This is a genomic window from Microbulbifer maximicatervae (SeqCode) (assembly GCF_052466985.1).
On record NZ_CP174298.1, the window covers coordinates 4,900,697 to 4,926,747 of the forward strand.

Consider the following 26,051-nt stretch of genomic DNA (forward strand, 5'->3'; position numbering starts at 1 on the left):
TTTACGCGGACGTGAATTCCGCATCCAATGAGTGTGGTTGCGATCGTTTTAGATTTCAGCCTGAGAATACCGATATTAAAATTGCTTTAAGTGTTCTTCTTTCTGCCAAGATAGCGGATAAAAAAGTGAGAATTGATATTGAAGAACCAGGTAATTGTAATACGGCAACTAATGTCTACCTTCAATATTGAAACTGCCAGCCTGTCCAGAGAACGGATTACATCCTAGAGCCTGTTTAGATCCTCACGAATAAGCAAAGTCAGTACTTTCAATAATAAGGTTTGCACTTTTACGAAGACTTAAATTTTAGCCTATTCTGAATCTGTACAGCTTTCTGTCCCTCCCTCGCAATTTATATATTGGGCTTTTGATGGAAACCTAATTTATCTGGGTAACATTTTGACTATTCAGTCCCTTTTGCACTGAAGAATAATCTAAAGTAAGTTTATCCATTAAGAATAACAATAAATTCAGGCTGCCATTCAAGTTGCAGTTACTGCCAGTAGAGCCACTGTGCCACTTTATTGATGGTGTAGAAGGTTACAATCTTACTGAGGATTTTTTGAGGATATTTTCACTAATAAAGCCTGCTACTTAGTACCCAAATTACAAAAAACACAATAATGAGAGAGGACAAGCGATGACCCCGGAAGAAAAGTACGAGATGGTGAAGGACCTGCAACCCCTGGAGCTTCTATATCAAAGAGAGTTGCAACAGGCGGATACGGTCTTTCTTCGGCAGATGCAGCAGCGTCAATGGCGGGATTATACCTGGGGTGAGGTCATGGATCGGGCTCGCAGGATCGCTGGGTACTTACGGGCTCAGTATGAGCTCGGTGATCGCATCGCTATTCACGGCAAAAATTGTGCAGACTGGATTATTGTGGATCTGGGTATCATGTTGGCGGGAATGATCAGCGTGCCGCTTTACCCAGGTCAATCTGTCTCCTCGATGACCTATGTTTTGCAGCACTCTGAATCGAAGTTGCTTTTCTGTGGGGCCACCGACAATAATGCGGCTCTACAGGAAGTTGCTGATATGCTGCCCTCGGTCGCTATCCAGCGCTGTGAGATCCGTTGTGACCAGGATTTGGAAACCCTAATCAAAGGGAGTGAGCGCTTTGAGGAGAAGCCGACCTTTGATTTGGATGATATCTTTACGATCATGTACACCTCTGGAACTACAGGTAATCCTAAAGGGGTTATGCATAGCTGGTCTTCGGTGGTTTTTGTCTCCCCAAATATGATTCGCGGTTATGGAATGGATGAGAATGACCGTGTTCTTTCCTATTTGCCCTTAGCCCATGCCGCAGAGCGGATACTGGTTGAATTCCATTGTTTGTATTCTGGTACCCCAATTCATTTCCCCGAATCTCTGGATACTTTCCTGGAAGATTTAAAGCGCACGCGCCCTACGATGTTCTTCTCGGTTCCTCGCCTTTGGACCAAATTTAAAGAGGGAATTGATGAAAAAATCCCGCCGTCACTGCAAGAAGTACTGCTACGTATTCCTGGAATCAATACCTGGTTGAGAAAGAAAGTTCGAAATGGTCTGGGGTTGGATGATGCAGAAATATTGGTTAGCGGCGCGTCCCCTATTTCCATTGAACTACTGCGCTGGTACCACCGTATGGGAATGAAGGTGGCCGATGGCTACGGTATGACCGAGAATTTTATTTACGGTTGCTTTGCTCCGCCGGGGGAAGATCCTGTGCCGGGGACGGTTGGTAAGCCTTATCATGGCTGTGAAGTTAAGATTTCTGAGGAAGGGGAGATACTATTTAAGAGCGGTTCCTTGATGAAGGGATACTATCTTGAACCTGAAAAAACCGCGGAGGTAATACGGGAGGGTTATTACCACACGGGTGATTCTGGTTTTATTGATAAGGACGGTCTGGTACATATCACTGGGCGTATTTCAGAAACCTTCAAAACCAGTAAAGGCAAGTTTATTCAGCCCAGCCGACTCGAAGGATTTTTTGGTAATGAGACAATGCTGGCCCAGCTCTGTGTTCTGGGGCACGGTATGGATCAGCCAGTAATGCTGGTGACTATCTCCGAGTCCGCTGAGAAATTACCACGTGGGGAAGTTAACGAGCATTTGCAGAAGCTACTGACTTCAGTGAATGATAAGTTACCGCAACATGAGCGAATTAAGACCATCTTTATTACCAAGGAAGAGTGGACACCCCTCAATGAGTTCCTAACGCCGACACTAAAGATTAAGCGAAAGGTACTTGAAGCTCATTATCAGCCTCTATTTAAACAACACGTGGATACCAAGGGGATTATATGGGAGCCTCGCACTGCGGTGAGCGAGGGTTCAAAAGAGGCTTCACTTGAACCTGTGAGTTAATCGCCCCCGATTAATAGAAAAGCCCGGTGAGTATTGATCCGGGCTTTTTTATTGGGTTGTTGGTTGCCTAGTCAGTGAGTGTAGCTCTGACAGTGCTGGGATTTTCCTGTCAGCCCAATTTGAATGCTTTCTGCTGAGCACTCGAAGTCATCATTAAATTTACAGTCTTCCATTTTGCAGGCACCAACTCCGGCGGTGCGGGAGCTGCTTGTATGACGGGAGTTGGTGAAGAAAGTATCACAGTCGGGATCGGCACCGTCACCAATGGTAATTGCTCTGGCGTGGCAAGCATCATTGGCGTTATAAGCACATTGGCTGGCGGCACATCGACTGACTTCTGGCATATCGGTTGCGATAATCATGGCAGTCCTCTCCTTAATAGTAAGTTGGAGACTAGACCAGCATGGTTGCATGTCAATGAAAAACCACAGGGTCTGTGTGGTATTTTTATTATCAAGGTGCAGCGACGCTGTATATCAGAATAACTTTCTTAAGAAATAGTTTTTATTCTAGTTTGTTATTTCAGCTGCGTCTTTGTTCCAGGCCATTAAAATCAGTTTCTCAGTCTCGCCTGGCAATACAATTTGCTTCTCTTGGGCTAGGCCGAGTTTTTCCAGTAATCGGATAGAGGGTTTATTTTCTGGTTGTGCAATCGCAAGGATTCGCGTTAATCCCAGTGTATCCCTGGCGTACATCATTACAGCTTTGGCAGCTTCTAAAGCAAATCCCTGGCCACGATAATCGGGTAAAAAGGCAAAACCAATATCGGCTCCATTGAGCCCCTCTCGCTTAATCAGTCCGCAGATGCCTATTGCAGTGCCATTTTTCAAGGACACTTTGTACATACCAAAGCCGTGCTCACGATACATGGCAATGGGGCCATTTAGGATATAGTTGCGAGCCTCACTTTTTGTGCGAACTCCGCGATCGCCAATATTCTTTAGAAAATCGGCATCATTGAGTAGTGCCAGCATTAAACCGTTATCCCGGTCTTCATTAAGTTCTTGAATAACCAGGTTGTCAGTTTCCAATCGGAGCATTTGGACGGACCCTATTTTTTCAGTTTCACTGATGAGGGAAGGCTCTGAGGTGAGAAGATTCGTAGTTAAATTAAATAGAAGGGGAGGCTGTGCCCCCTGGCAGGGGGCACAGTTACCACTTAGAAGCGGTAAGTCAAATTGACTGAGGCAGATTCAGTCGTTGGGCGGGAAGCGACAGTTGCGCTAACAGCGATAGCGTCAGCTGCTTGCCAGCGAATACCGGCAATCATACCCATACCACCGTTGAAGATACCTTCGTCGACACTGGCATAGCTAGGCATGGCATTCATATTGCCTTCCATGGATTTTACACCCACTTCAATAGTGTCTTCTTCAGTACCGTTGGTGTCTTCATACCAAATTTCTGCATAGGCATTAATGGTATCCCAGCTCTTATTGGCGAAAGCACCAAAACGCATATTTCTCAGGCGGCGCTCTTGATCACCGTAGTGCATACCCAGTGGGTCGAGCTCATTGCCACTCAGGTCGGTATAGGTAAAGCCTTCGATGGCGTCTTCGGTGTAGCCATCTACATCCGTAGTTACCTTGGTAAAGCTTACAAATGGACCGAACTGGAAGGTTTCGCTATTGAGCAGGTTGGCACCGGCAGTAATACCCAAGGACAAGTTCTCGCCAGAGGTATTCCCGGTCAGGTTGCCGTTATAAGTGTCGCCCAGAGAGACAGAACGGCTGACGTCATCGTAATCTACATCGGTCAGGGTCGCGTTACTTTCGACAAAGAAAATGTCGTAGTGCATGCGGCCAAAAACGCTGTAGTTGGTTGAGGTGGAATCAATAGCAAGCTGTGAATTATCCACATCAATATTGGAGCGGCTTACTGCAAAACCGATTTCCGCATTGTCGCGCACGGCGAAAGTCATGCCGAGAATATTGGAGTAGCCATCTCCCCTGACATTGGCGGTGTAATCTGTATCGTAGTCGACGTTACCCAGGGAGCTACCGGCGAAAACGCCAGTCTGAGCGGAGCGGTAACGAACACTGGCCAGGCTCTCGTCAAGGCTGTTGGTGTGGGTGCGAGTAGCCTGGATTGCGATATCTGGCAGCTGACCGGCAACCTGAGCAGCATTCACGATTGCGGTGTAGTAGTCACCGAGGATTTCCTGACCAATTTGAGTGGGGTGAACACTGTCGTTGAAGATCAGCTTGTCTGCATCGGGGTCGGTGCCGTTAATGCCATAAACGGAATGCTCAATACAGTCGTTGCCACTGCCGTCGTAACAAAACAGTTGGTTCTCTGAGGAGGATAAACCAAAGATGGTCGGGTTATTGAGGGCGACTTTCAGGATACCTGCCTGGTCAACCATCAGAACGCCGTCGATATCCTTGGCCTTAGCTAACAGTGCTGAGTTGAAGGTTTCAGAAGTGCTACTTGCTTCGAAAAGTATCTCTTCGAAGGCGGTGGCCAGCTGGGCATCCGCATCTTCCTGGCTCACTAGTCCAGCATCAACTGCAGCTTGCAGAGCCTCTGCATTGTCGCTGGAGTAAACGGCTTCATATGCAGCAGCGTAAACGCCAGGAGTTTTGCTGACATCCGGTACATTGGATACGAGGATGTAATTGGCACCTGCATCGGATAGAGCGCCAGCTGCGCTTGCCAGCATTGTTGATGCAACGTCCAGGTCCGCAGTGACTTCTTCGATGGTTGAGGTGCCAGCGACGACATCTTCGAAACCGCTGAGTAAGTCGTTACCACCGCCGTTTACCCAATAGAGAGCGTTGTGATCAGCACTTCCCAGAGTACTTTCCAGGTAGCCCATTCCCAGAGGGTGTGGGTTACCGGAAGTTCCAGTAGTGGCTATAAGATCAGCAAAGGTGCCCTCAATGGCGTCGCCCATAGCAGAAGCTTGGGTCATCAGGTCAGCATAAGTTGCGGTATCACCTTCTGCCAGGGCAGCTTCGGCTTGGGCTACTAATTGGGCTGCAGTGGCCTGTTGTACCAGCAATTGGGTCAGGAGTTCGGAGTCCGGGTAGCTGGGAGTTAAGCCTTCGTCACCAGTGGTTGGCATCAGGGCGCTTAACAGGTTATGACGGCTCGGGTCAGCCTCCAGGCCATATGCCTGCAGGTAGGCTGCATAGTTGTCGGGACCGATGATATTCATCAGAACATCAGCTGCTTTGTGCCCGCCTACGGCCCAGCCTGTACCGGCATTGCTCAAGCCAGCAGCAATCTGAGCAGTAACGGAAGCTTCAAGTTCCTCTGCACTCAGTGAGGGGTCTACGGTGGGTAGGCAAAAGGAAGATTCCATACCTGCACAAGACGGAGTTACGGCACCCAGGCCCAGGTTCTGGGATAAAAGACTAATGGCTACTTCGCGATCGTCGCCCCCATTAGTGAATACATCGTAGTTGCCGACATCAGTCAGGCTGTCACCGAAGGCGATAACCTGGGAAAAGGCTGCCTCTTTGGCAAAAGCCGCAGAGCTTGTCATTGTTGCGAGTGCTATGGCCGCTGCGAGGCTACGCTTGGCGTTATGCATGGTTTTCTCCTTGTCGCGGTAATCTCACACCCGCGGAGACATCGGGAGCAGTCCAGAGGAAACTACAGGGCGCGAGTCTTTATTGTTCTTTGCTCCAGTACTTCTAGGAAGCCGGGCAATCTTAGCGGATTTGACTATGACTTGAAAATAAGTCACAAATCATTCCGCAAATCTTGGTTGGCCTTTAAGGCCCCTTTAATAGCTTTTATTCGGCTGGCGCAATATTACTTAATGAGGGTTTCCCGGTAAATGAGGTTTACCCCTAGATACACTCATTTTATAGGAAGCATTTTTTTATAATTTGATTTCTGTCAATGGCGAATTGTATCTGTGTGGTGGGGCTGGTTAATAGCTGCACTATTTGGGCAGAATGGTCATTAGATTTTGTATTTTTAGTAAAATGATGTAACTCGGGCATTGGGTGTTTATGGTTTATGGAAAAGGGAAGGTGTCTGTCCCTCAAGAAGAAATCGAAATGAGTGCGATACGCGCACAAGGCGCCGGTGGCCAAAATGTAAATAAAGTTTCCAGTGCAATTCATCTGCGGTTTGATATTCGGGCTTCTTCACTTCCACAGTTGATTAAGGATGGTCTTTTAAAGTTAAAAGATCGTCGAATCTCCTCTGATGGCGTGGTGGTTATCAAGGCTCAGAGGTTCCGAACCCAGGAGAAAAACCGCCTGGATGCCCTGGAGCGACTGCAGGAACTGGTGGATAAAGCTGCATTTAAGCCAAAATTCCGCGTGGCCACAAAACCCAGTCGTGGTGCCAAGGAGCGTCGCCTGCAAGCAAAAAGTCGTCGCTCTCAGGTGAAGTCAATGCGGGGTAGGATAAAAGACCAGCACTGATCCAATTGCCCGAAATATAGAGAATAATTTTTCTTGAAACTATCTTTTTACTTGGTTCTTTGGTGCAAATTTCCTGGTGGTCTATAAGTCGAATAGGGGGCAACCGCTGCAAGCCTGCCTTTTGTAGGAGGCCTACTTTTTCTATTTATCATATGGTGTCAGTTTGGTAGTAATGGAGACCGGGATTAGAAATGGTTGATTCACGACAATAGATAGAGACAGGAATTAACCTCTGCAGATTAGGGCCCGCAGAGGTAATCTTGGCTCTTATGGGATTTTAGAGCAGGGTTACAGGTAGGGAGAACGGGCCAATACTTCCTGATACTCGGCTTCTCGCTGCATAAGTTCGAACTGCAAGCCAGTAATTTCCATCCCCAGCTCTGAATGCCTGACCTTTAGGCGAGCAATATCAGCGAGCAATGTCACCCGCTCAGAATTGTCGACTGTCTCATCTACCAATAAAGCACCGATCTCTGTCATATCATCGAGAATATGCTCTCTTGCCAGTTCCAGGTCATGAATTGTCGATACCAGTTCCTCGACAGCAGATTTGGCAAGAAAAATATCCTGGCCTGAATTGTATCCCCGCAAGAATAACCCTTCGAGGTCTGCGGGGCAGACCCCGTTATAACTGTTGCCAGAGCGACCCTGATCAAAGCCGCGCAGCTCGGTGCAAAAAAGCTCTAGTCCTTCAGTTCGCCCATTGCGATAAGCCGTTGTATTGACTGACACACCGTACTTTGCACAAGCCTCACGACGCCCCCCTAAATAAGAAATGTCTCGACCTGCTGCACCGTCTTCATACCCGATTGCCTGCCAGTCTGCGACATAGCATTCATCTTCGCTCATGGTGGCACATCCCGAGATCAATGAAACTAAAAGAAAGAGGAGTGCAATTTGAGAGGGAAATTTCACAGCGGTTATCCGTGTCGGTGATTTCACCAAAGCTTACTGTGAATTTCCTGACTGGAAGCTGAACTTTCTGTATTGCGTGAAATTATTCCATCGGACCTTTTAAAGAGAAGGTGGAGCAAGTAGTTAGCTACCGACGACTAGTCTGATGAAGTTAGCGGATCAGTAATTGGAAGGCTTACTCGATGGGCGATTTCGTTGGGATGACAGCTCTTGAGCTGTTGCATGGATACAGGAAGAAGTCTTTCTCACCGGTTGAGGTTACCGAGGAGTTACTCAATCAAATTGAGCGACTTAATAGGCATGTTAAGGCTTTTTGTTTGATTGACAGAGAGACAAGCCTCTCCTATGCGCGGGAAGCTGAACACCGCTATATGTCTGGTAATGCGAGGGGGTTACTTGATGGGGTGCCAGTGGCAATAAAGGATGTTTTCTACACACCGATGTGGCCAACGGTTTTCGGCTCCCAAATAATTGATCCAGAGACGACGCTGGGATGTGCGGCCCCTTGCATTGCGGCATTACAGCGCAACGGGTACACGCCAATAGGGAAAACCACAACACCGGAGTTTGGTTGGAAGGCGGTGACGGATAATGCCATAGACGGTATTACGAGAAACCCCTGGGATAGGGATAAGACATCGGGTGGTTCGAGTGGCGGGGCCGCTGTTGCAGTATCACTGGGATTGAGCCCTCTGGCTGTGGGGGCTGATGGTGGTGGATCTATCCGGATTCCTGCCAGCTTTTGCGGCACAGTTGGGTTCAAACCGAGTTTTGGGCAGGTTCCCCATTGGCCATTAGGTACCTTCTCCTCCCTAGTGCATGTGGGGCCCTTAGCATCGACGGTGGAAGACTGTGCACTGATGATGAATGTAATCAGTGAACCGGATCATCGGGATATCCGCGCAATACCACGTCGGAACATTGATTTCCTTGCAGCTACAGAGGGAAGGTTGATTGAAAGAACAGGAAAGTTGCGTATTGCTTACAGCCCCAGTCTTGGTTACGTAGAACCTGATCCCATGGTGGTGAGCAACGTTTCTGCTAGTGTAATGCACTTCCAGGAATTGGGTGCTGAAGTTGTAGAGGTTGACCCAGGTATTGATGATGCTAGTGCATCTTTTGGCTGTCTATTTTGCGCGGGGATAGCGAGCATCTTTAGGGCGATGGATAGTACCAGGCGCCAACTGGTGGAGCCCCAATTGTTGGAGGTCGCAGAACAAGCGGACAAATTATCCTTACCTGATTATCTCGACGCGCTGAAGTGGCGAGATAACTTTGTCGAGCGATTACAGGAATTTTTTCTGAAATATGATCTTTTAGTGACCCCAACTTTACCCATTACCGCATTTAGTGCTGAGGCCAATGTGCCGGATAAAAATCCAGGCTCTCTATGGTATTCCTGGACACCTTATACCTACCCCTTCAATTTATCAGGCCATCCGGCAATATCAATCAATTGCGGTTTTTCAGGGAATGGTCTGCCAGTAGGTCTGCAAATAGTAGGCAGAAAATATGCTGATGAGACCGTTTTATGTGCAGCCGCTGCTTTACAAAACCAGCAGGGATTAAAAAGGAGGCTTCCTGGTTGGGTAGATTCTGTGTGAGTTGCAATCTTAAAATTCTTCTTGTAGATCTAATTAAAATAAAGGACTGAGAAACCCTCTAGTTCAGAAATTATTCCTAGTTCTATTTGCTATTAATAGTGTTTTTATATTCTATGTTTTTTGTGTATTTGTGATCCACTTAAAGTTTATTGCGGCTCTTACGCTGAAAGATGCCAAATTGTTTTAGTATTTATTTGAATGTGCTAGCTTTTCCTTGCCGGATTGGTCAACCCGGTTTTGTTTGTTCTCTCTGCGCTTTTCGAAATTCGAATAATAAAAATATTTCTGGATTGTCCGTGATTGTTTATAGGTATGGCCTGTAGTTCCATCCTCATTGATTTTTGTATTATTTGAATATTATTGAGATTCAAAACTGCTGTTTGTGCAGGCTTCTTGCATGTGTGTTTATTGCCTGCCTGTGTTTTTGAAATATCAGGGATTCGCAGGGGGCTAACTTAATGTGGAGAAGATAATGAAAAAAATTATTAGTAGGTCTTTAGTTGGGGTTCTTGCACTCCCCGGCGCTGTTATGGCAGAAGAGCTGTGGATAACTATAGGTAGTGATGGTTATAAAACCTTAAAGCAAAACAGTAGCCTGGTTGCCAAGCAACCACTCGCGATTCAAGGTGAGGAACGTAACGGAGTCACTATTCTAAAAGTTAATGAAAAGAATCTTTCCGAAATATCGACTCTGATGCATATCAACCATAACCGTTGTGGCGGCTTTATGGTACATGACTCATTGGAGGAAGCAGAAGCTGCCCAGGTTTCATCGTTGACGACAGCAGTGAATAACGTGATCGCTTACTCTATTGATAATGCAGATGTGGTTAACGCCCTGCAAGCAGAGATCTCAGAGTCTAATATACGGTCAACTATTCAAAGTTTGTCGAATTTTACTAATCGCTATTACACCACTTCAACCGGCGTGGATGGTGCTGAGTGGATAAGGGATGAGTGGCAGGCATTAACGAATTCACGAAGTGATGCCTCTGTCGAACTTTATAGCCATAGTTGGGCGCAACCCTCTGTAATTTTGACGATTCAGGGGCAAACTGACCCGGATGAAATTATCGTGCTGGGGGCGCACCTGGATTCTACGGTCGGTTTTGGCACTGGTGAAGGTACGAGAGCGCCGGGGGCTGACGACGATGCGTCTGGCATAGCAACATTGACTGATGTCATTAATGCAATTGTCGCTACAGATTATAAGCCGGATAAAACGCTGGCTTTTATGGGGTATGCTGCTGAGGAAGTGGGGCTGCGGGGGTCAGATGATATTGCCAGCGATTACAAGTCACAGAATAAAAATGTGATAGGTGCCTTGCAGTTGGATATGACTAATTACTATGGTTCAAATAGTGATATCTATATTATTGGAGATTACACCAATAGTGCCCAGAATAGCTTTCTTGAGGATCTGGCCCAGACCTACCTGAGCGGTCTCACTGTTGGAACAACTTACTGTGGTTATGCGTGTTCTGATCACGCATCTTGGTATAACCAGGGTTATCCGGTTTCCTTTCCTTTTGAGGCGACTTTTAATGGCTCAAACCCTTATATCCACACTTCAAGTGATACCCTCGCTAATAGTGGTGGAGATGCCAGTCATGCGGTGAAGTTTGGAAAGCTTGCTGCTGCCTATGTCGCTGAATTGGCCAAGGGTTATATAGGGGATGATCCGGGCCCAGACCCCGATCCGGACCCCGATCCCGACCCCGGTGAGGAACAAACAGAAACCTTTAGTGGTGATGTGGGTCGAGGTTCGGAGGATCACTATGGACCTCTCAGTGTAACGCCCGGTACAGATTTTATCGCGGATATGACCGGTACTAATGATGCCGATCTATATGTCCGTTTTGGTGCGGCACCTACTTGGCGCTATTACGATTGCCGTCCCTATGAGGGAGATAGCTCTGAGAACTGTTCCTTAACCGTGCCAAGTGGTGAGAGTGAAGCCTATTTTATGGTGCGGGGTTACAGTCGCCTTGGATCGGATTATGAAGTTGACGTTACTTATACACCTCAATAGACGGTGCTGATTTCACCTATTTATTTTTTAAGTGAATTCATTGCTGTCACTTTTGCTTCAGCCTTTCTAAAAGTCACGTTTGGCAGTTTTTGGTATTTGCTAAACGTGTACCCCCTCCTTTTAAAATAAATATCGCGACATTAATTTTTTGATTTGTTGGAAGTTGACATTTAATCGCGTAAAAGATCTACCCCAGGCGTGCGCTAATTTCTGGCATGGATGCAATTTAACGGAACGTCAGTATGCCGCTTTTTTTGTTTAACCCCTGCACGGATCTAATTTGATGTGCATTGCTTTGATGAGTTATCCGGTGATGTTCTGTTTGATGTTAATAATGAGAAGAGAGGGTGGTGAATATGAAGCGTTACTTGTTGAGACCTTTGTCATTGGCGGTGGCAGTTGCGATTTTTAATTCTGGTGGGTATGCGATTGCTGAGGAAAAGGAAGAGGGCGCCTCTAATACTGCTGATCGGGCAATGGAGGAAGTGATAACCACAGGTACACGCAAAGAGGGTGTATCTCCCACCGAGACTCTTTCTCCGGTAGATGTGGTTGGCGGAGAGGACATTGCGGATCAAGCGAGCTTTGATCTTACTGAGTCCCTGGCAAAAATTGCCCCTTCATTTAATACGCAGAGATTTCCAATTGCTGATGGCACCGCTTTTATCCGCCCGGTGACTTTACGTAATTTATCCCCAGATCAAACCTTGGTGCTGGTCAATGGAACCCGCCGCCATCGCTCTGCGCTGGTTAACTTGCAGCTTGCCCCCCTGGGCACAGTTAACCAGGGTGCCCAAGCCGTCGACTTTTCGGCGCTACCCTCTATGGCTATAGAGCGAGTTGAGGTTTTGCGTGATGGCGCTTCAGCACAATATGGCTCTGATGCGATTGCCGGTGTCGTTAACATTATCCTGAAGGATGATGCAGAGGGATTTAGCTTATCAGCTCAGACAGGGGAGTATTTTGAAGGGGATGGAACCCGGATGAGTATTGCCGCTAATACGGGATTTGCGCTGGGTAATGCAGGATTTATTAATGGCACCGTTGAATTTTCCCGCGCAGATAAAACCTGGCGTAGCGAAGCGCGGCCAGATGCGCAGCAGGTAGGATCAGTTGTGGGAAATAATTTAGTACCACTGGATGGCTTGGGTCAGAGATGGGGTGATCCCGATGTTGAGTCCCTGAAGTTTTTTATTAACAGCGGCCTGGAGATCTCTGATTCGGTAGAGCTCTATGGAAACTTCGGTTATTCACAAAATGAAACAATTTCTGACTTTTTCTATCGTGGACCGGTGCTCGACCCAGAACACCAGTTTACTGCGAGAGGTACCCTGCAAGTAGACAGCCCCAATGACCCCCTTGATCCGAATAGTATCGATTACATGCCCGACCCAGCTCCCCAGTCTTTAGTGGATTCTATTTTGGCGCAGGGCCTAAACCCCTCGGATTACCTGGTAGCAGATACTTCCAGCGACAGTGGGTACGTGTTGCGAAACCCAATTTATACTCAGTTCCCCGGCGGCTACAACCCTGAATTTGGTGCAGATATTTATGATATCGCTGCTGTATTCGGGGCGCGTGGAGAGCTTGCCAATGGTCTCTCCTGGGATCTACGCGGACGTTTGGCTGAAAATGAAGTGGACTATGTCCTGAAAAATTCAATCAATCCAAGTTTGGGTATTTTGTCTCCTACTTCCTTCAAGCCGGGAACCCTCACGCAGGAAGAGTCCAGCCTCAATGCGGATTTTGTCTACCCCATTGATGTCATGGCTTTTGCTTCGCCATTGAACCTTGCATTCGGCGCTGAGTGGCGTGAAGAGACTTACTCAATTGGTAGGGGGGATGCAGCGTCCACTGAGGTAGGTCCAACTGCTGCGTATTTTGGTGTGGGTTCAGATGGTTTTCAGGGGTTCCCGATTGAAGCGCTGGGCAGTTTCAGTAGTGAGAGTATTGCAGCTTATATTGACCTTGAAGCCGACCTGACTGAGGCTCTGACTTTGGGAGCGGCTTTACGGTTAGAGGAATATGATGAGTTTGGCTCGACATCGGATTGGAAATTGTCAGCACGGTATGATGTGAATGAACAACTGGCATTTCGAGCGACGGTAAATACTGGTTTCAGGGCGCCAACACCCGGACAGGTGAATACCTTAAATGTTACTACTACGACAGACTCCAGTGGCAACCTGATACCCAATGGAACCTACCCTGTGGCTCATCCGGTGGCATCAGCGCTCGGAGCCGTTGAGCTGGAACCGGAGGAATCCACCAGTTTCACCTTGGGTGCGGTTTTTGCCCCACTGGACAATACCAGTGTGACAATAGATTACTACAACATCGACATCGAGGATCGCCTGGCTCTGCGCAACAATGCCATCGGAGATGACGAAGTGATTCTGTTGCAAAATGCCGGTATAGAAAATGCAGCACTACTCAACGGCAGCAATGCAAACTATTTCGTCAATGCTTATGACTCGGAAGTGTCAGGTATAGATCTGGCAGTTACCAGTGATTTCGAGATTTTTGAAAGTTTATTAGTGGTGGATTTACGCCACAATCACAATCGCCAGGAAGTTACCAGTGTTACGCCAAATACCATCAATGCCTCACGGGTATTTGACCTGGAAAACCAAGTTCCCAGTGATCGAACGACTTTAACTTTTGACCTCGATACGGGTGATTTATTTGCAGGGTACCTGCGTTTTAATCGCTATGGCAGTTGGGAATCAACAGGCGGGTTGTTTGGTGCTGGGGATGCCAGTGATACCTATAGTTATGGCAGTGAAATTCTCGTTGATATCGAAGCGACGTTTACGCTGTATGAAAATTATAAATTGTCGTTGGGGGGCGAGAATATCTTTGACGTAATGCCTGATGATGAGCAGGAGCCCACGTTGCGATATCTCGGGGTACGTCATGCCCTCACATCACCATTTGGCTTTAATGGTGGTTATTGGTATTTACGTGCTAGCGCAGAGTTTTAAGCTGTATAAATAGGGGAGACTATTTAGCCTCGAGTCTTTTCCTGCTTTAACTCACAGCAGTAGCCCGGTAATTGTCCCGGGTTACTGTCTGTTCTCTTAATTGGTGAAGGGGATCTTCTCCAACGTCTAAGTGCCAGTTTTTGTGAATTCAACACGGGCATTAAAATCGGATACGATTTGAGGTTCATCAGTGAAAACCCCATCAATACCTTGAGCTGCCAACAGTATCAAATCGTTGGGGTCGTTGACGGTAAATACGTAGTTCTTAAGCCCGCGCTGTTTTGCATCGGCTATTAAATCTGCATTTATAAAATCTACGTTCGTATGTAATGAATAGGCCTTTAATGGAGCAGAGCAGGCTGCAAGATCGAGGGGAACACCGGAAACCAGAACTCCCCGCCGAACCTCAGGAGCTAATTGCAGGCACTGGTACAACTGGCGGTGATCAAAAGAGGAGACGATGTATTGCTCGTAGCTCGCACCAGTATCCTGCGTAAAGGTGTGGATTTCATCCGCGAAAAGGGCTGCACAGTTAGGCCCTTTCAGCTCGATATTGAGTTGGGCACTATTTCCCACAAGTTCCAGGACTTCCCTTAATGTAGGGACCTTATTCCCGCAAGGGAGAGGCCTCTCTTTCAGGGCATCGGGATGCATTTCAGTGATGAGTTCAGAGCCCGCGATTAGGCGTCCGAGTCGCCGGTCATGCTTGACCAGAAGCTGCCCACCAATATTCCACACATCAATTTCGATACCCCCGACGTTGAGTTCCAACGCATGCCCGATTGCTTGGAGAGTGTTTTCACTGGCTCGCTGTTGATAGCCCCGGTGGGCGAAACAGAAGAGCGTAGTTGAAGTCATGGCTTATCAGTCCATTTTCATGGTTTGCTTCAGACTGCCCTTAAATTATTACGAGGTCACTAATGCAACACCAAAGTTTCTGCCAAATACTGGTTAATTGGCATTAAAAAATTATTTTTATAGCCTTTGGGTAGTGATTAGGCTCCAAAAAGTGAGCTGCTACTCTCCAGCCAATGCACGATAACAGCCTTGATGAAAGACCAGGGGTTCACCACCAAAAGCGGCAAATTCCAGCACCTCTCCAAGCAATATTGTGTGATCTCCACCATCAATGCACTGCGCGCGGCGGCAATGGAAATAGGCTGCACACTCCTCTAGGCGGGGTATACCATTGGGGCCTTCATACCAGTTGACCTGTCCAAACTTGTCTGCCCCTCGACCAGCAAATAGGTTTGAGACATGTTGTTGGTCTGCTCGCAGGATATGCACGGCAAAGTGCTCCCGGGTGGTAAATGCTTTATAGCCCATAGACTGCTTATCGATACTCCATAGAACCAGGGCGGGGTCGAGGGAAACGGAATTAAAGCTGTTAGCCGTCATGCCGGCAGGTTGGCCATTGGTATCCTGAGTGGTAATGACAGTTACACCGGTAGCAAAGTGGCCGAGGGTGTCCCGCAGTAGCCGGCTTTGCTCGGGTGACGGGGAAATCGAACGGCTTTTCTCTGTCGTCATACTAAGGCTACTTGTACCAAAACTTTGAAGGGCCGCCATTTTAAGGCAAAAGTTAACGGTTTGCGCGCTTTACCTCGAATAGCTATTAAAATAAGTACGATTATCAGTTATTTTTTGACTGGTCGTTCATAATTGGCTGGCACTCTTGGCTGAGCCTTTCCCGGAGGGCGATCGCACCACCGGTAAGGGCAAAACCTAGTAGATTGCCCTTTTCGTCGCGAAATTCGGCGCAAACCCCTGAATCTTCTTTGTTGATTTGCCAAGTCCCCTTGGTATCAGGGCTTGGTGGGCAAACGGTAGTTGGGTGCAGGGTTGTCTTTACGGCCACAGGAATAACGCCAAAGCAAACGGGAGTCAGATTTCCTGACAGAGTTTGTGCGAGACTCTTCGCACAGCTGATTAGGGGGGCGACAAAGAGTAACTGATGGCCGTCTATTTCTGCGCAATCCCCCAGGGCGTAGATATCGAGATCGCTTGTTTGCAGATATCGATCTACAGCAATACCTCTTTGCACGGCTATACCGGCCATGGAGGCTAAGCCGGTGTTAGCCTCAAGTCCAAGTGCGGCGAGAACGACATCCGCTTCTATTTGCTCTCCATTACTCAGCTGGGCCCGGAAACCGGTGCTCAATTTCTCAATACGCTTTAATGATGAGCCCCCATGGAAGCGAACGCCATAGTCTTCCAGGGCTCTCTGCAGATCGCGTCCGGCGACTTTCGGCAGCAGTGTCGCCAGTGGCCATTGCTCCATGTCAACCAGATCCACTGCGAAGCCGGTCTGTACCAGATCGTTGGCAAATTCACAGCCAATCAAACCAGCGCCCAGGAGTAGTATGCGCTTGCGCCCCACCACGGCAGTGCGAAAACGGTGGTAGTCTCTGAGATTATTTATGCGAAAGATATGTGATTGGGCATCCCCCTCATAGTGGGGAAGTTTGCGGCACTTGGCCCCGGTTGCCAGAACTAGCTTTCCATAGGGAATCTTGGATACATGCTCTGCACCATCCTGCTGAATCGTCAGAGTTTTGTTTTGGCGATCTATATGTATTACCCGCGTGTGAACCAGAATTTGTGCATTGAGTTCGCTAGCCATATCTTCGGCACTGGAAGTGCTGAGTTGCTGTGCAGTCTTGCCGTGAGAGAAAGAGGCTGACAGCAAAGGCTTGGAGTAAAAAGCTCCATCATCGGCGGTGATTAACAGGAGAGGAGACTGGGGGGTAAGCTTGCGAAACTCTCGCGCCAGATTATACCCGGCCAGCCCTGTGCCAATAATAACTAAAAGTGCTGAGGTTGTAGTGGTTGTTTTTTGGTTGGCTGAAGGGGACGGGGCGATGGGGGCTTGGCCTACAAGAACCATATCAAATTCTTGTTTACTAACGCCGCATTGAGGGCAATTCCATTCGTCGGGAATATCCTCCCACCGAGTACCAGGAGCAATGCCATCTTGTGGACATCCCTCGGCCTCATTGTATGTCCAGCCACATACCATGCACTCCCAGATCCGGAAGCCATCATTGCTAGCTAAGCTGGCTTGAGTGGTATCGGCGCCAATCTCCAGCATGGAGAAATCTTGTTTGGCTGCACCACACTCCGGGCAGTACCAGTCTTCAGGTATATCTTCCCAGCGAGTACCGGGAAGAATTCCATCCTCGGGCCAACCTTTGGACTCATCGTATATCCAGCCGCAGTTCTGGCACTGCCACTTTCTGTATGCCGACATGTTTCTCCACCAAGCAGGGTCGAGCCCGATAAATAAATACCGGGGCTTTCCCATTTATAGTGGTAAAAACGAAAGGAGTTGTGGTTGGGCGGTATTATTCCGTGCTGCGCTGGGCGATTTTGCTGAGAGCACTTTGATAAATATCAGCAATTTCCCCCGGGTGCTTGATTGAAATACCCAAATCGTGCACCAGGCCATCCTTGAGTCCATATACCCACCCATTGACGGTCAGTTCCTGGCCCCTACGCCAGGCATCGCGGACAATGGTGGTCTGGCAAACGTGTATTACCTGTTCCAGAACATTGAGTTCGCACAGTAAGTCTGTGCGTTGCTGTTGCTGGAAAAGATCTATCAAGGTGTGATGCTTATCCCTGACATCCTGAATGTGTCTCAGCCAGTTATCGATCAGGCCAAGCTGCTCGTTATTAAGTGCAGCCTGGACACCGCCGCAGCCGTAATGACCACAGACAATAATATGTTTTACTTTTAGGATTTCTACAGCGTACTGCAGTACTGAAAGGCAGTTCAGGTCTGAGTGGACTACTACATTGGCAACATTTCTGTGGACAAAAAGCTCCCCGGGTAATAGGCCGACAATTTCATTCGCGGGAACGCGACTATCAGCGCAGCCAATCCAGAGGTATTCAGGGCTCTGCTGCTCAGACAGTTTAAGGAAAAAGTCAGGCTTATCTTCGCGAGTTGCCTCTGACCAATGTTGGTTGTTCTCTATTAAATGATTAAGCGGGTGCAATGAATCTATCCTGATGTGACCGTTTGGACAATTAGTCAGCAGGATAGCGACTTTGTTCGTGCGCGCCAAGTGTATCTGGTCTAATCTAAAAAGATGACTATTGCCTAAAACCTGGTCTAAAAAGGAATCTAAGATCATGGGAAGAAAGAAAAGCGCCATTCCCAGAAGGCGGCAGAGGGTTTCCAGGCACTCGAATTCAGTGGGGCGGCATCGCTTGAGAGTGCGTCAATTGCTTGCAAGACGGACGCGTTTGCGTAGCTATTTACAGCATTTCCCAATGGATGAAAAAGCCAATATCGAGGCGGTACCGGAAAAGAAGGGTGCTGAAGTTACGGAGTAAATCCGATATTGTACCCTCTGTTGTCCACGCTGTATCAGAGATCTATAAGTGTGGTGGATAAGTTGGCTGTATAAGTGGTTAATAAATTACATTCAATAAAACCGTTGAGCTAATGGAAAAGTAAAAAGAGAATCATATGGTGTTGTCAGGTTGTAATGTAGATATTGATTTAAAAATTAGTTTGGCGAATTATGATGACTTGCATGATGCAAAAAGCATAATTGCTTTAATGGAAGAGTATGCACTTCATCCATTTGGTGGTGGTGAAGCTCTTTCTGATCATTGTCGAACAGGGTTGGTGTCGGCACTAAGTGAATTTCCTGGAGCTTTTAGTATTTTAGCATACCGAGATAGTAGAGCTGTTGGTCTTATTAATTGCTTTACTGGTTTTTCCACTTTTTTATGTAAGCCTCTTATTAATATTCACGATGTTGTTGTTAGTGAATCTGCACGAGGTTTGGGCGTTTGTACGGCTATGCTGGGTTTTCTTGAGAAAGAAGCAAAAGATAGGGGATGTTGTAAGTTGACCTTGGAAGTTCTACAAAAAAATTACACTGCGCAGGCTGCTTACCGTAAGACTGGTTTTAAACCGTACGCCATGGATGAGGAGTTCGGTCAAGCCGAATTTTGGCAGCGATATCTTTAATGTTTACCTTTTCAAATTTGTAGTCTTTGTATGGAGCTATCTTCCGATAAGCCGTGGCTGTGATCTGAAAGCTACGGCTGGCAAATACTGTTAGATATTTTATTGGTAGCTCCTGAAGTGCGTTGTACCCCAATTATTAGTTCCATTGATTGAGCCTGTAACCCTGAGACTTTACTGATTGATAATATTAAAAATAATGTCCATACAAACGGTGGTAGCAGTAGATACGCAGAAGCTTTTTGGAAGGGAATGTTTCTTGGGGTTTTGGGTGTTTTAAGAGTCCTAAATACCAATATCATATTTCTTGACTTCGGTGACGCTAGTGCGTGAAAGCTGGTAGGAGAAAGCGATATTTATAGGGATCTAATGGTTGTATTCCAGCAACATCATGGATACCTAAAGATATTGTCTCCGTAGCTCTTATAAGAGAATTAGTAGTTGAATTAGCGATCCTCTATTCAAACAAATTTCTGACATGCTGTTGCGTCGAATTTTACTCGCGATGAAAGCCATTCACTTTGCTGTACCAGCAAGTTACTGGTTTCGATGAGTGATATGGATAATGATAAAATTTGAGAGTTTTCTCTTTGGTCATGCTCAAGAATTAAAGGCTACCAAATATATTTGGCTCATTCCCCCGGAAATCCTGTGCTGCCAGCTGGAACTTTGTGCTTATGTGACGTGGGAAAAATTATTTGATGTTTATTGCGCCAGCTTGACGTTATTCCGCTTAAATAGCTTAAGTTTCTTTTGGGTGAATGAGAATAAAAGAAGAGGCTGTAAGTACTTTTGTAGATATAGGTTTTCCAATGATTGATAGTTGGTTCTAGGTCAGGAGTTACCTGGAATTTTGACGAGCCTAATTTCTGGATACCTTAAATGAATCTCACTAGTGCTTTATATAAAACGTTCACTCTATTGGTGCATCCGGCTGGAAAATTCTTCAACTACTTCAGGTTAAGTCATTCACTTTGGGGGTGTTTCAGCTGTTTCATAGTTTTCTCCTATTTTTAAATCCTTGTGTTAGTCACTGTCTCCATAGTGTTTGGCTAAAGGAGGCGTAAAAAACGAGGTTAGCCTCCCTCCATGTGCAATACTTTTTGGGTACTGGACCGCCGGTCTGATGTACAGCGAGCAAGGAGGGAACCTGCGATGCGTTTAAATTCAACTTTGGCTCAGGGTCGCTATCACTACAGTTGTGATGGCAGGGAAATGCCTGTGCAAGATAGTTGGCAGTTAGGGAATGATGAGCAGGGGCGACGCTCGCTTGTCAGTCGGCGCTTAGTCGGGGACCAGGGGTTTGGTATCGAAGTATTTGCTCTTTTGGAAGGGGGGCTAGTGAGTGAGTGTGTTGTGCATTGGCGAGATGAAGTTGATGAGGTGAGCGCCCACTACAAGTTAATTCCAGAAGAGGGAAAGAGTCCTGCGATAGGTGATGATATTCAAGCCAGCTGGACAGGCCCCAATGGCCCTCAGCAACTCAATATCGAAGGGGAAGAGCGGCTATTGTTTCCACTGATGCGGGTTTTTATGGGGCCTGTATTGTCGAGGTTGGTACAACATGAAAATGGCCTGGAAGTTGTATCCCCTGATATCGTCGATCCATCTCAGCGGGGCAAGTTGCTCTCTCCTAGGGTGAGCCATCGCACGGCAAGATCAATGGCGGGGGATGTTTCGAGTCAGAAGGCTCAGGAACTGGGTTCCGATATAATTGCTTACATTTACCAGGGTGATGAAGCTGAAAGAGATGCCCATTGCTATGTTGATAGTCGGAGCCTGTTAGTGGGGTACGATTGGCCATCTAGTACTGGTCGCCTGTGGCAGGTTCGGCTGAGGGACTTGGAGTGGTCGTCGAGCTTAAAAGGACTACTTTAGCCCAGCTTGAGGAAACTTTATAACCACTATTGGTCACACAAATAGTCTTAAATGGAGATTCCTGTTTCTATACCTGTCACTATTTAGTTTTCTGTTCTATCTAAGCTGAAATTAGAGCTTCTCTAGCCTGATTGGCTGTCTTGTCACGATAATCGCAAAATTATGTAGTGGGACTTGTAATCCTCTCCAGTGTAAGCTTGCATCACGATTGCAATAAATGACTGGGGGAAAGCGTTTTGTCCTACTATCGAAGAAGGGTTTTTGCCGGGCTCACATTACTTTCTTCTGTTGGGTTAGTTGCACAGTTGCCAACAGCTTTAGCTGAAGAAGCGCCAGAATCAACTTTTTCTATGGATGCGGGAGAAAACCTGCAGACCCACCATAAGCGCTGCTTGAACGAGCAAATTCTTATTTCGGATGCCGATGTCACGATAAGGGAAATCCGACGTATCTGCGCTGAAAGAGTTAGAGCTGAACTGACTCTTGAAGAGGATCCGGTGATAGCGGACTTTATTGTCGACGAGTATGAGGAAGACCTTCCGACAGATGAAATATTGTTAGGGGGCAGGGCTCAGGCTATCAGGGATGCTGCCAATAACCCTTTTACTTTAGCTTCCCATAAAACTAACTACGTGCTGCCAATGGTCTACAATCCAGCCCCTGAAGAGGGAGGGCTGGCAGACATTGAAGGCCTAGCTGAGGCAGAAGAGTTGGATAACGTCGAAGTTCAATTCCAGCTTTCTGTGCAGGTGCCTATTTGGCGGGGTTTTTTGGGGCAGGCTTCTGTACTGAGTGTCGCCTATACAAATCGCAGCTTTTGGCAGGCGTACAACTCCGATGACTCCGCTCCCTTCCGTGAGACAAACCACGAGCCGGAATTGATTCTGAGTTGGCTCAATGACTGGAGCCTATTTGGTTGGAATAATGTGGCTAACCAAGTAGCGATTAACCACCAGTCAAATGGGCGTAGTGAACCCTATTCCCGTAGCTGGAATAGAATATATGCGAATTTCATTTTTGAGCGGGATAATTATTCAATCAGCCTAAAGCCCTGGTACAGGGTTCCTGAAGATAAGGATGATGATGATAATCCGGATATTGAGCACTACCTGGGGCATTTTGAACTAGGTGGGCGATACCGCGATGGAGATCACACGGTTTCACTGATGTTACGTAACAATTTGCGCTCAGATAATCGTGGTGCAGTGGAGCTGACTTGGGGCTTCCCTCTCGGGAAACGCGTCGATGGATATATCCGCTATTTCAATGGTTACGGCGAGAGCCTCCTTGATTATGATGAATCAGTGCAAACTTTAGGATTTGGATTTGTATTAGCCCAGGGGTTTTAACCTTAACGACGAGGGCGTACTCGCAATGAATAGGCTCTCGTTTTTCCCTTCTTAACCTGACTTGTTATCAGGGTTTGTTCATGGCCTTTGATGATAGTTACCGCTTGAGTGCCCATGCGGTAATCACGAATACTGGCGGAGAAGTACTGCAGCTGAAAGCGACTTATGCTGAGCGTAGCTGGGGCTTGCCAGGTGGAGCATTAGACCCGGGTGAAACTGCCCATGAGGCATTGGTGCGGGAGTGCCATGAGGAACTTGGACGAGAAGTTCGAATAGAGTATCTCAGTGGCATCTACTACCACAACGCTTTCAATTCACATGTTTTTATTTTTCGAGCCCATTTCATTAAAGAGGGTGACTATATTCTCTCTGATGAACATTCCCAATGGGCTTACTTTCCGCTTCACCAATTATCCCAGGTACAACGTCACAGGGTCGAGGATTGCCTCACGTTTAATGGTATTGTGCGTAGCGCAAAGTTCTAACTTTATTATCTTCCTTGGCAATAGATCTGGTATGCCTGGGTACATTTGGCGAAAATCGCCAAATGCAATGTAGTCGCAGAATTCCCCTCCCTCCTACATTAGTATTTGCTCCCTGGTGTTTATTGCCCTGGAATTCCAGAGCCACCGCAACTCGCGGGGGCCTTATAAAAGTTAATAAAATCAAATAGTTGAATAATTGATACAGCAAGTTGTACTCACCTGCAAGCTATGCTGATGGATAAGAATTATGGGTTTGGAATTGAAGATGCCTGAGTTGGGCAACCTAAACGAAAACAGCCTTGAATTAGAGTGCCGGGTCGCTCTGGTCAGTTCTGATAGCAAATTGGCCAATGAGTGGATTACCGCTCTCAATAATACGGCAGCAGTACACGACAATCCTTTTGGCCTTCATTTTGAAGCCGTAACGCCCGCAGATGCTGAAAGGTTGGCAAAAGAAGAGGATTCCCTGCAAGCGGTCATTGTCGATGGTGGCAGTGACGGGCAGGGGCTGGATGCTGCAGATGACCTCGCTGACCGAATTCACGCTTTGCGTTCCCAGCTTAATATCTTCCTCGTAGCCCACAGTGGTTTTGCTGGAACAACCTCCAAGCCGGGCAAATCCGGTTCAAAATCCCTGGCAAATTTGCGTCGCCGCTTCGATGAGTTGTTCGACCGCCGTGAGGGTAATTTCAACCATATGTTCCGCTTGGTGCAGGCGTTTATTGCTCGAAGAGCTTCGACTCCTTTTGCCGACACCCTGAAAGAATACGTATTCTCAGCTCGGGATGCGTGGCATACACCTGGTCATTCTGGTGGTGACAGTTTGCGCAATAGTCCCTGGGTGGGGGATTTTTATCGCTTTATGGGTGAACATATCTTCAATACAGACTTGTCTGTATCTGTTCAAGTTTTAGATAGTTTACTCGAGCCCCATTCGGTTATTCAGGAGGCGCAGGATCTAGCGGCTCAGGCTTTTGGGGCTCGCCATACCTTTTTCCTGACCAACGGCACCTCTACCGCGAATAAAGTGGTTATTCAGCAAATTCTTGGCGGTGGCGGAAAAATTATCGTTGACCAAGCGTGTCACAAATCAGTTCACCATGCGATTGTGATGAATCGCTGTGAGCCGGTTTACCTGAAGTCTGTACTGCATCCAGAGTTTGGAATTTACGGGCCTGTAAAGCGTTCGGATATTGAAGCTGCCCTGGATGAGCATAGTGACGCGCGCCTATTGGTAATTACCTCCTGCACCTATGATGGATTGCGTTACGACCTTAAGCCAATTATCGACTACGCCCATGAGCGTGGAGTGAAAGTGCTGGTGGATGAAGCCTGGTTTGCCCACGGTTTCTTCCATCCCGAGTTGCGGCCTACAGCACTGGAGTGTGGGGCAGATTATGTGACCCAAAGCACCCACAAGATGCTGTCGGCCTTTTCCCAGGCCAGTATGATCCACGTGCAAGACCCGGACTTTGATGAATTCCGTTTTCGTGAAAACCTGAATATGCACGCCTCTACCAGTCCTCAGTACGCAATGATTGCGAGCCTAGATGTGGCGCGTAAACAAATGGCGATGGAGGGATATGGTCGTTTGAAGCAATGTCTAAAGATGGTGGAAATTTTACGTAATGCCGTTAATGAGACAGGTGTGTTCCGCGCGCTAACACGTGATGACTTAATTGCTGACCCACTTTCCAGTGATAACATTCGCCTTGATCCCACCAAGGTTACTATTGATATTTCCAAGAGTGGTTACTCTGGCAATGAAATGCAGATTAAATTGTTTGATCAGTATGGCATCCAGGTGGAAAAGACCACCTACAATACCATTACTGTACTTGTAACCCTCGGTAGTACAGAGAGCAAATTACTTCGCTTGATTCATGCTCTTAAGCAATTGGCAGGAAATACTCACAAGCGTATTCATATCGGGTCGCCGAGGCGTTTGCCAGAATTTACCCGTTTTACATGTCTACCGGCAGATGCTTATTTTTCGGAAGCAGAAGAATTGCCGCTGATGGATAATGGCACAGAAGCTATTGAGAACCTGGTTGGTCGGACCAGTGCAGATGAAATTGTTCCCTATCCGCCAGGTATTCCGGTCCTTGTGCCGGGACAGGAAATTTCAGCCCAGATAGTGCAGTTTTTACAGCAGCTACTTCAGGGGCAGAATACGACAGAAATTCACGGTCTTATTTTCCGCTCTGATGAGCCGATGCTAAGGGTCGTTAAGGAAGCCTCCAAGGGCAAAGCTGAGAAAGTGCAGTCTTCTGGAGAGAAAAAGAAAGGAAAATAGTAAAACTCCATAATCCGGCATGGAGGCCGGTATGCTCGAAAGTCCACAATCTGTGTTGATAGCCGGTGCTTCCGGTGGCATAGCGCAGGCTATTGGCGCCGAAATTATTCGGCGCTATCCTCAAGTTACATTATTGACCTTGAGTCGAATCACAGTTGATATGATTCCTGGCCATGTCGGTGAGCGACACCATTTATCCGTTTGTTTAGAGCAAGCCGAGTCCATCGATATTGTTGAAAATTTTTTGGCCGAACACTCTGAGCCACCAGGTTGGGTAATCAACTGCTGTGGCATTTTACATGATGAGTTCCACGGACCGGAGAAGTCCCTATCGCAATGTGATGATCACTGGTTATTGCAGTCGATTCAGGTCAACGTACTTTCCCATTTACATTTAGCGCGCGCACTGGATGGATTCTTGAAGCGCAGACGCCCTTTGTTGTGGGCATCGCTTTCGGCAAAGGTGGGAAGTATCACGGATAACCAACTCGGTGGCTGGTACAGCTACCGGTGTAGTAAGGCCGCATTAAATATGCTGGTTAAGAATCTGTCTATTGAGTGGGCGCGGAAACTGGAGGAAAGTTGTGTGGTAGCGATTCACCCAGGTACGACAGATACTTCACTATCCAAACCTTTTCAGTCTAATTTGCCCCCAGATAAACTCTACACCCCTGAATTAAGCGCGAATCGTATTGTAGATGTCTTGAGCCAACTGGCATCGGCAGACACCGGAAAATTACTGTCATGGGATGGAAGTTTTATACCCTGGTAGCGATCAGCGTG

Annotated in this window: 20 protein-coding genes; 12 read left to right on the forward strand and 8 right to left on the reverse strand. The window is 47.2% G+C overall.

The features are described 5' to 3' along the window. Nucleotides 1–640: 640 nt before the first annotated feature. On the forward strand, nt 641–2,356 hold the full coding sequence (locus ACJJI3_RS21495; RefSeq protein WP_444940886.1) for an AMP-binding protein: 1,716 nt from the start codon (nt 641–643) through the stop codon (nt 2,354–2,356). Nucleotides 2,357–2,427: 71 nt separating this feature from the next. On the opposite strand, the gene ACJJI3_RS21500 is transcribed toward ACJJI3_RS21495, so the two are convergent. The 3 genes from ACJJI3_RS21500 to ACJJI3_RS21510 form a co-directional block, all read right to left on the reverse strand. Continuing rightward, nucleotides 2,428–2,718: a DUF1540 domain-containing protein gene (locus ACJJI3_RS21500; RefSeq protein ID WP_413663139.1), complete on the reverse strand. Its 291-nt coding sequence runs from the start codon at nt 2,716–2,718 to the stop codon at nt 2,428–2,430. 147 nt (nt 2,719–2,865) lie between these two features. Beyond that, nucleotides 2,866–3,396 (reverse strand): GNAT family N-acetyltransferase, encoded by a 531-nt coding sequence (locus ACJJI3_RS21505; RefSeq protein WP_444940887.1) that lies wholly within the window; start codon nt 3,394–3,396, stop codon nt 2,866–2,868. 119 nt (nt 3,397–3,515) lie between these two features. Next, on the reverse strand, nt 3,516–5,894 hold the full coding sequence (locus ACJJI3_RS21510) for an autotransporter domain-containing protein (protein WP_413663137.1): 2,379 nt from the start codon (nt 5,892–5,894) through the stop codon (nt 3,516–3,518). A 427-nt stretch (nt 5,895–6,321) separates the two neighbouring features. Between ACJJI3_RS21510 and arfB the strand changes: the two genes are divergently transcribed. Continuing rightward, nucleotides 6,322–6,741, forward strand: coding sequence for an alternative ribosome rescue aminoacyl-tRNA hydrolase ArfB (arfB, locus tag ACJJI3_RS21515; protein ID WP_413663136.1), 420 nt, complete (start codon nt 6,322–6,324; stop codon nt 6,739–6,741). Between the two features lie 288 nt (nt 6,742–7,029). On the opposite strand, the gene ACJJI3_RS21520 is transcribed toward arfB, so the two are convergent. Continuing rightward, entirely contained in the window at nt 7,030–7,590 is a 561-nt protein-coding gene (locus tag ACJJI3_RS21520; protein WP_444940888.1) for a DUF2799 domain-containing protein, read from the reverse strand. A gap of 248 nt (nt 7,591–7,838) precedes the next feature. Between ACJJI3_RS21520 and ACJJI3_RS21525 the strand changes: the two genes are divergently transcribed. From ACJJI3_RS21525 to ACJJI3_RS21535, 3 genes are all read left to right on the forward strand, one after another. Further along, the gene (locus ACJJI3_RS21525) at nt 7,839–9,260 is read left to right on the forward strand and encodes an amidase (RefSeq protein WP_444940889.1); all 1,422 of its coding nucleotides are present in this window, start codon (nt 7,839–7,841) and stop codon (nt 9,258–9,260) included. Between the two features lie 472 nt (nt 9,261–9,732). Then, entirely contained in the window at nt 9,733–11,292 is a 1,560-nt protein-coding gene (locus tag ACJJI3_RS21530) for a M28 family peptidase (RefSeq protein WP_444940890.1), read from the forward strand. A 356-nt stretch (nt 11,293–11,648) separates the two neighbouring features. Then, nucleotides 11,649–14,276, forward strand: coding sequence for a TonB-dependent receptor plug domain-containing protein (locus ACJJI3_RS21535; RefSeq protein ID WP_444907418.1), 2,628 nt, complete (start codon nt 11,649–11,651; stop codon nt 14,274–14,276). Between the two features lie 126 nt (nt 14,277–14,402). Here ACJJI3_RS21535 and ACJJI3_RS21540 read toward each other — a convergent pair whose 3' ends face one another. The 4 genes from ACJJI3_RS21540 to can form a co-directional block, all read right to left on the reverse strand. After that, nucleotides 14,403–15,134 (reverse strand): glycerophosphodiester phosphodiesterase, encoded by a 732-nt coding sequence (locus ACJJI3_RS21540; protein WP_413663131.1) that lies wholly within the window; start codon nt 15,132–15,134, stop codon nt 14,403–14,405. 159 nt (nt 15,135–15,293) lie between these two features. Beyond that, a complete protein-coding gene (locus ACJJI3_RS21545) occupies nt 15,294–15,806 on the reverse strand; it encodes a flavin reductase family protein (RefSeq protein WP_444940891.1) in 513 nt (170 codons plus the stop codon). Nucleotides 15,807–15,909: 103 nt separating this feature from the next. Further along, a complete protein-coding gene (locus ACJJI3_RS21550) occupies nt 15,910–17,526 on the reverse strand; it encodes an FAD-dependent oxidoreductase (protein ID WP_444940892.1) in 1,617 nt (538 codons plus the stop codon). 94 nt (nt 17,527–17,620) lie between these two features. Beyond that, the gene (can, locus tag ACJJI3_RS21555; protein ID WP_413663129.1) at nt 17,621–18,277 is read right to left on the reverse strand and encodes a carbonate dehydratase; all 657 of its coding nucleotides are present in this window, start codon (nt 18,275–18,277) and stop codon (nt 17,621–17,623) included. Between the two features lie 136 nt (nt 18,278–18,413). On the opposite strand from can, the gene ACJJI3_RS21560 reads away from it, so the two are divergent. The 7 genes from ACJJI3_RS21560 to ACJJI3_RS21590 all read left to right on the forward strand — a co-directional run bounded on the left by ACJJI3_RS21560 (nt 18,414) and on the right by ACJJI3_RS21590 (nt 26,040). Next, nucleotides 18,414–18,617: a hypothetical protein gene (locus ACJJI3_RS21560; protein ID WP_413663128.1), complete on the forward strand. Its 204-nt coding sequence runs from the start codon at nt 18,414–18,416 to the stop codon at nt 18,615–18,617. A gap of 136 nt (nt 18,618–18,753) precedes the next feature. After that, a complete protein-coding gene (locus ACJJI3_RS21565) occupies nt 18,754–19,263 on the forward strand; it encodes a GNAT family N-acetyltransferase (RefSeq protein ID WP_444940893.1) in 510 nt (169 codons plus the stop codon). A gap of 1,152 nt (nt 19,264–20,415) precedes the next feature. Further along, complete coding sequence (locus tag ACJJI3_RS21570) at nt 20,416–21,138, forward strand: hypothetical protein (RefSeq protein WP_413663126.1); 723 nt, start codon at nt 20,416–20,418, stop codon at nt 21,136–21,138. 236 nt (nt 21,139–21,374) lie between these two features. Then, nucleotides 21,375–22,487 (forward strand): phospholipase A, encoded by a 1,113-nt coding sequence (locus ACJJI3_RS21575; RefSeq protein WP_444940894.1) that lies wholly within the window; start codon nt 21,375–21,377, stop codon nt 22,485–22,487. A gap of 80 nt (nt 22,488–22,567) precedes the next feature. Beyond that, the gene (locus ACJJI3_RS21580) at nt 22,568–22,972 is read left to right on the forward strand and encodes an NUDIX hydrolase (RefSeq protein ID WP_413663124.1); all 405 of its coding nucleotides are present in this window, start codon (nt 22,568–22,570) and stop codon (nt 22,970–22,972) included. Nucleotides 22,973–23,219: 247 nt separating this feature from the next. Continuing rightward, entirely contained in the window at nt 23,220–25,268 is a 2,049-nt protein-coding gene (locus tag ACJJI3_RS21585) for an aminotransferase class I/II-fold pyridoxal phosphate-dependent enzyme (RefSeq protein ID WP_444940895.1), read from the forward strand. A 31-nt stretch (nt 25,269–25,299) separates the two neighbouring features. Then, nucleotides 25,300–26,040 (forward strand): SDR family NAD(P)-dependent oxidoreductase, encoded by a 741-nt coding sequence (locus ACJJI3_RS21590; protein ID WP_444915672.1) that lies wholly within the window; start codon nt 25,300–25,302, stop codon nt 26,038–26,040. Nucleotides 26,041–26,051: the final 11 nt, after the last annotated feature.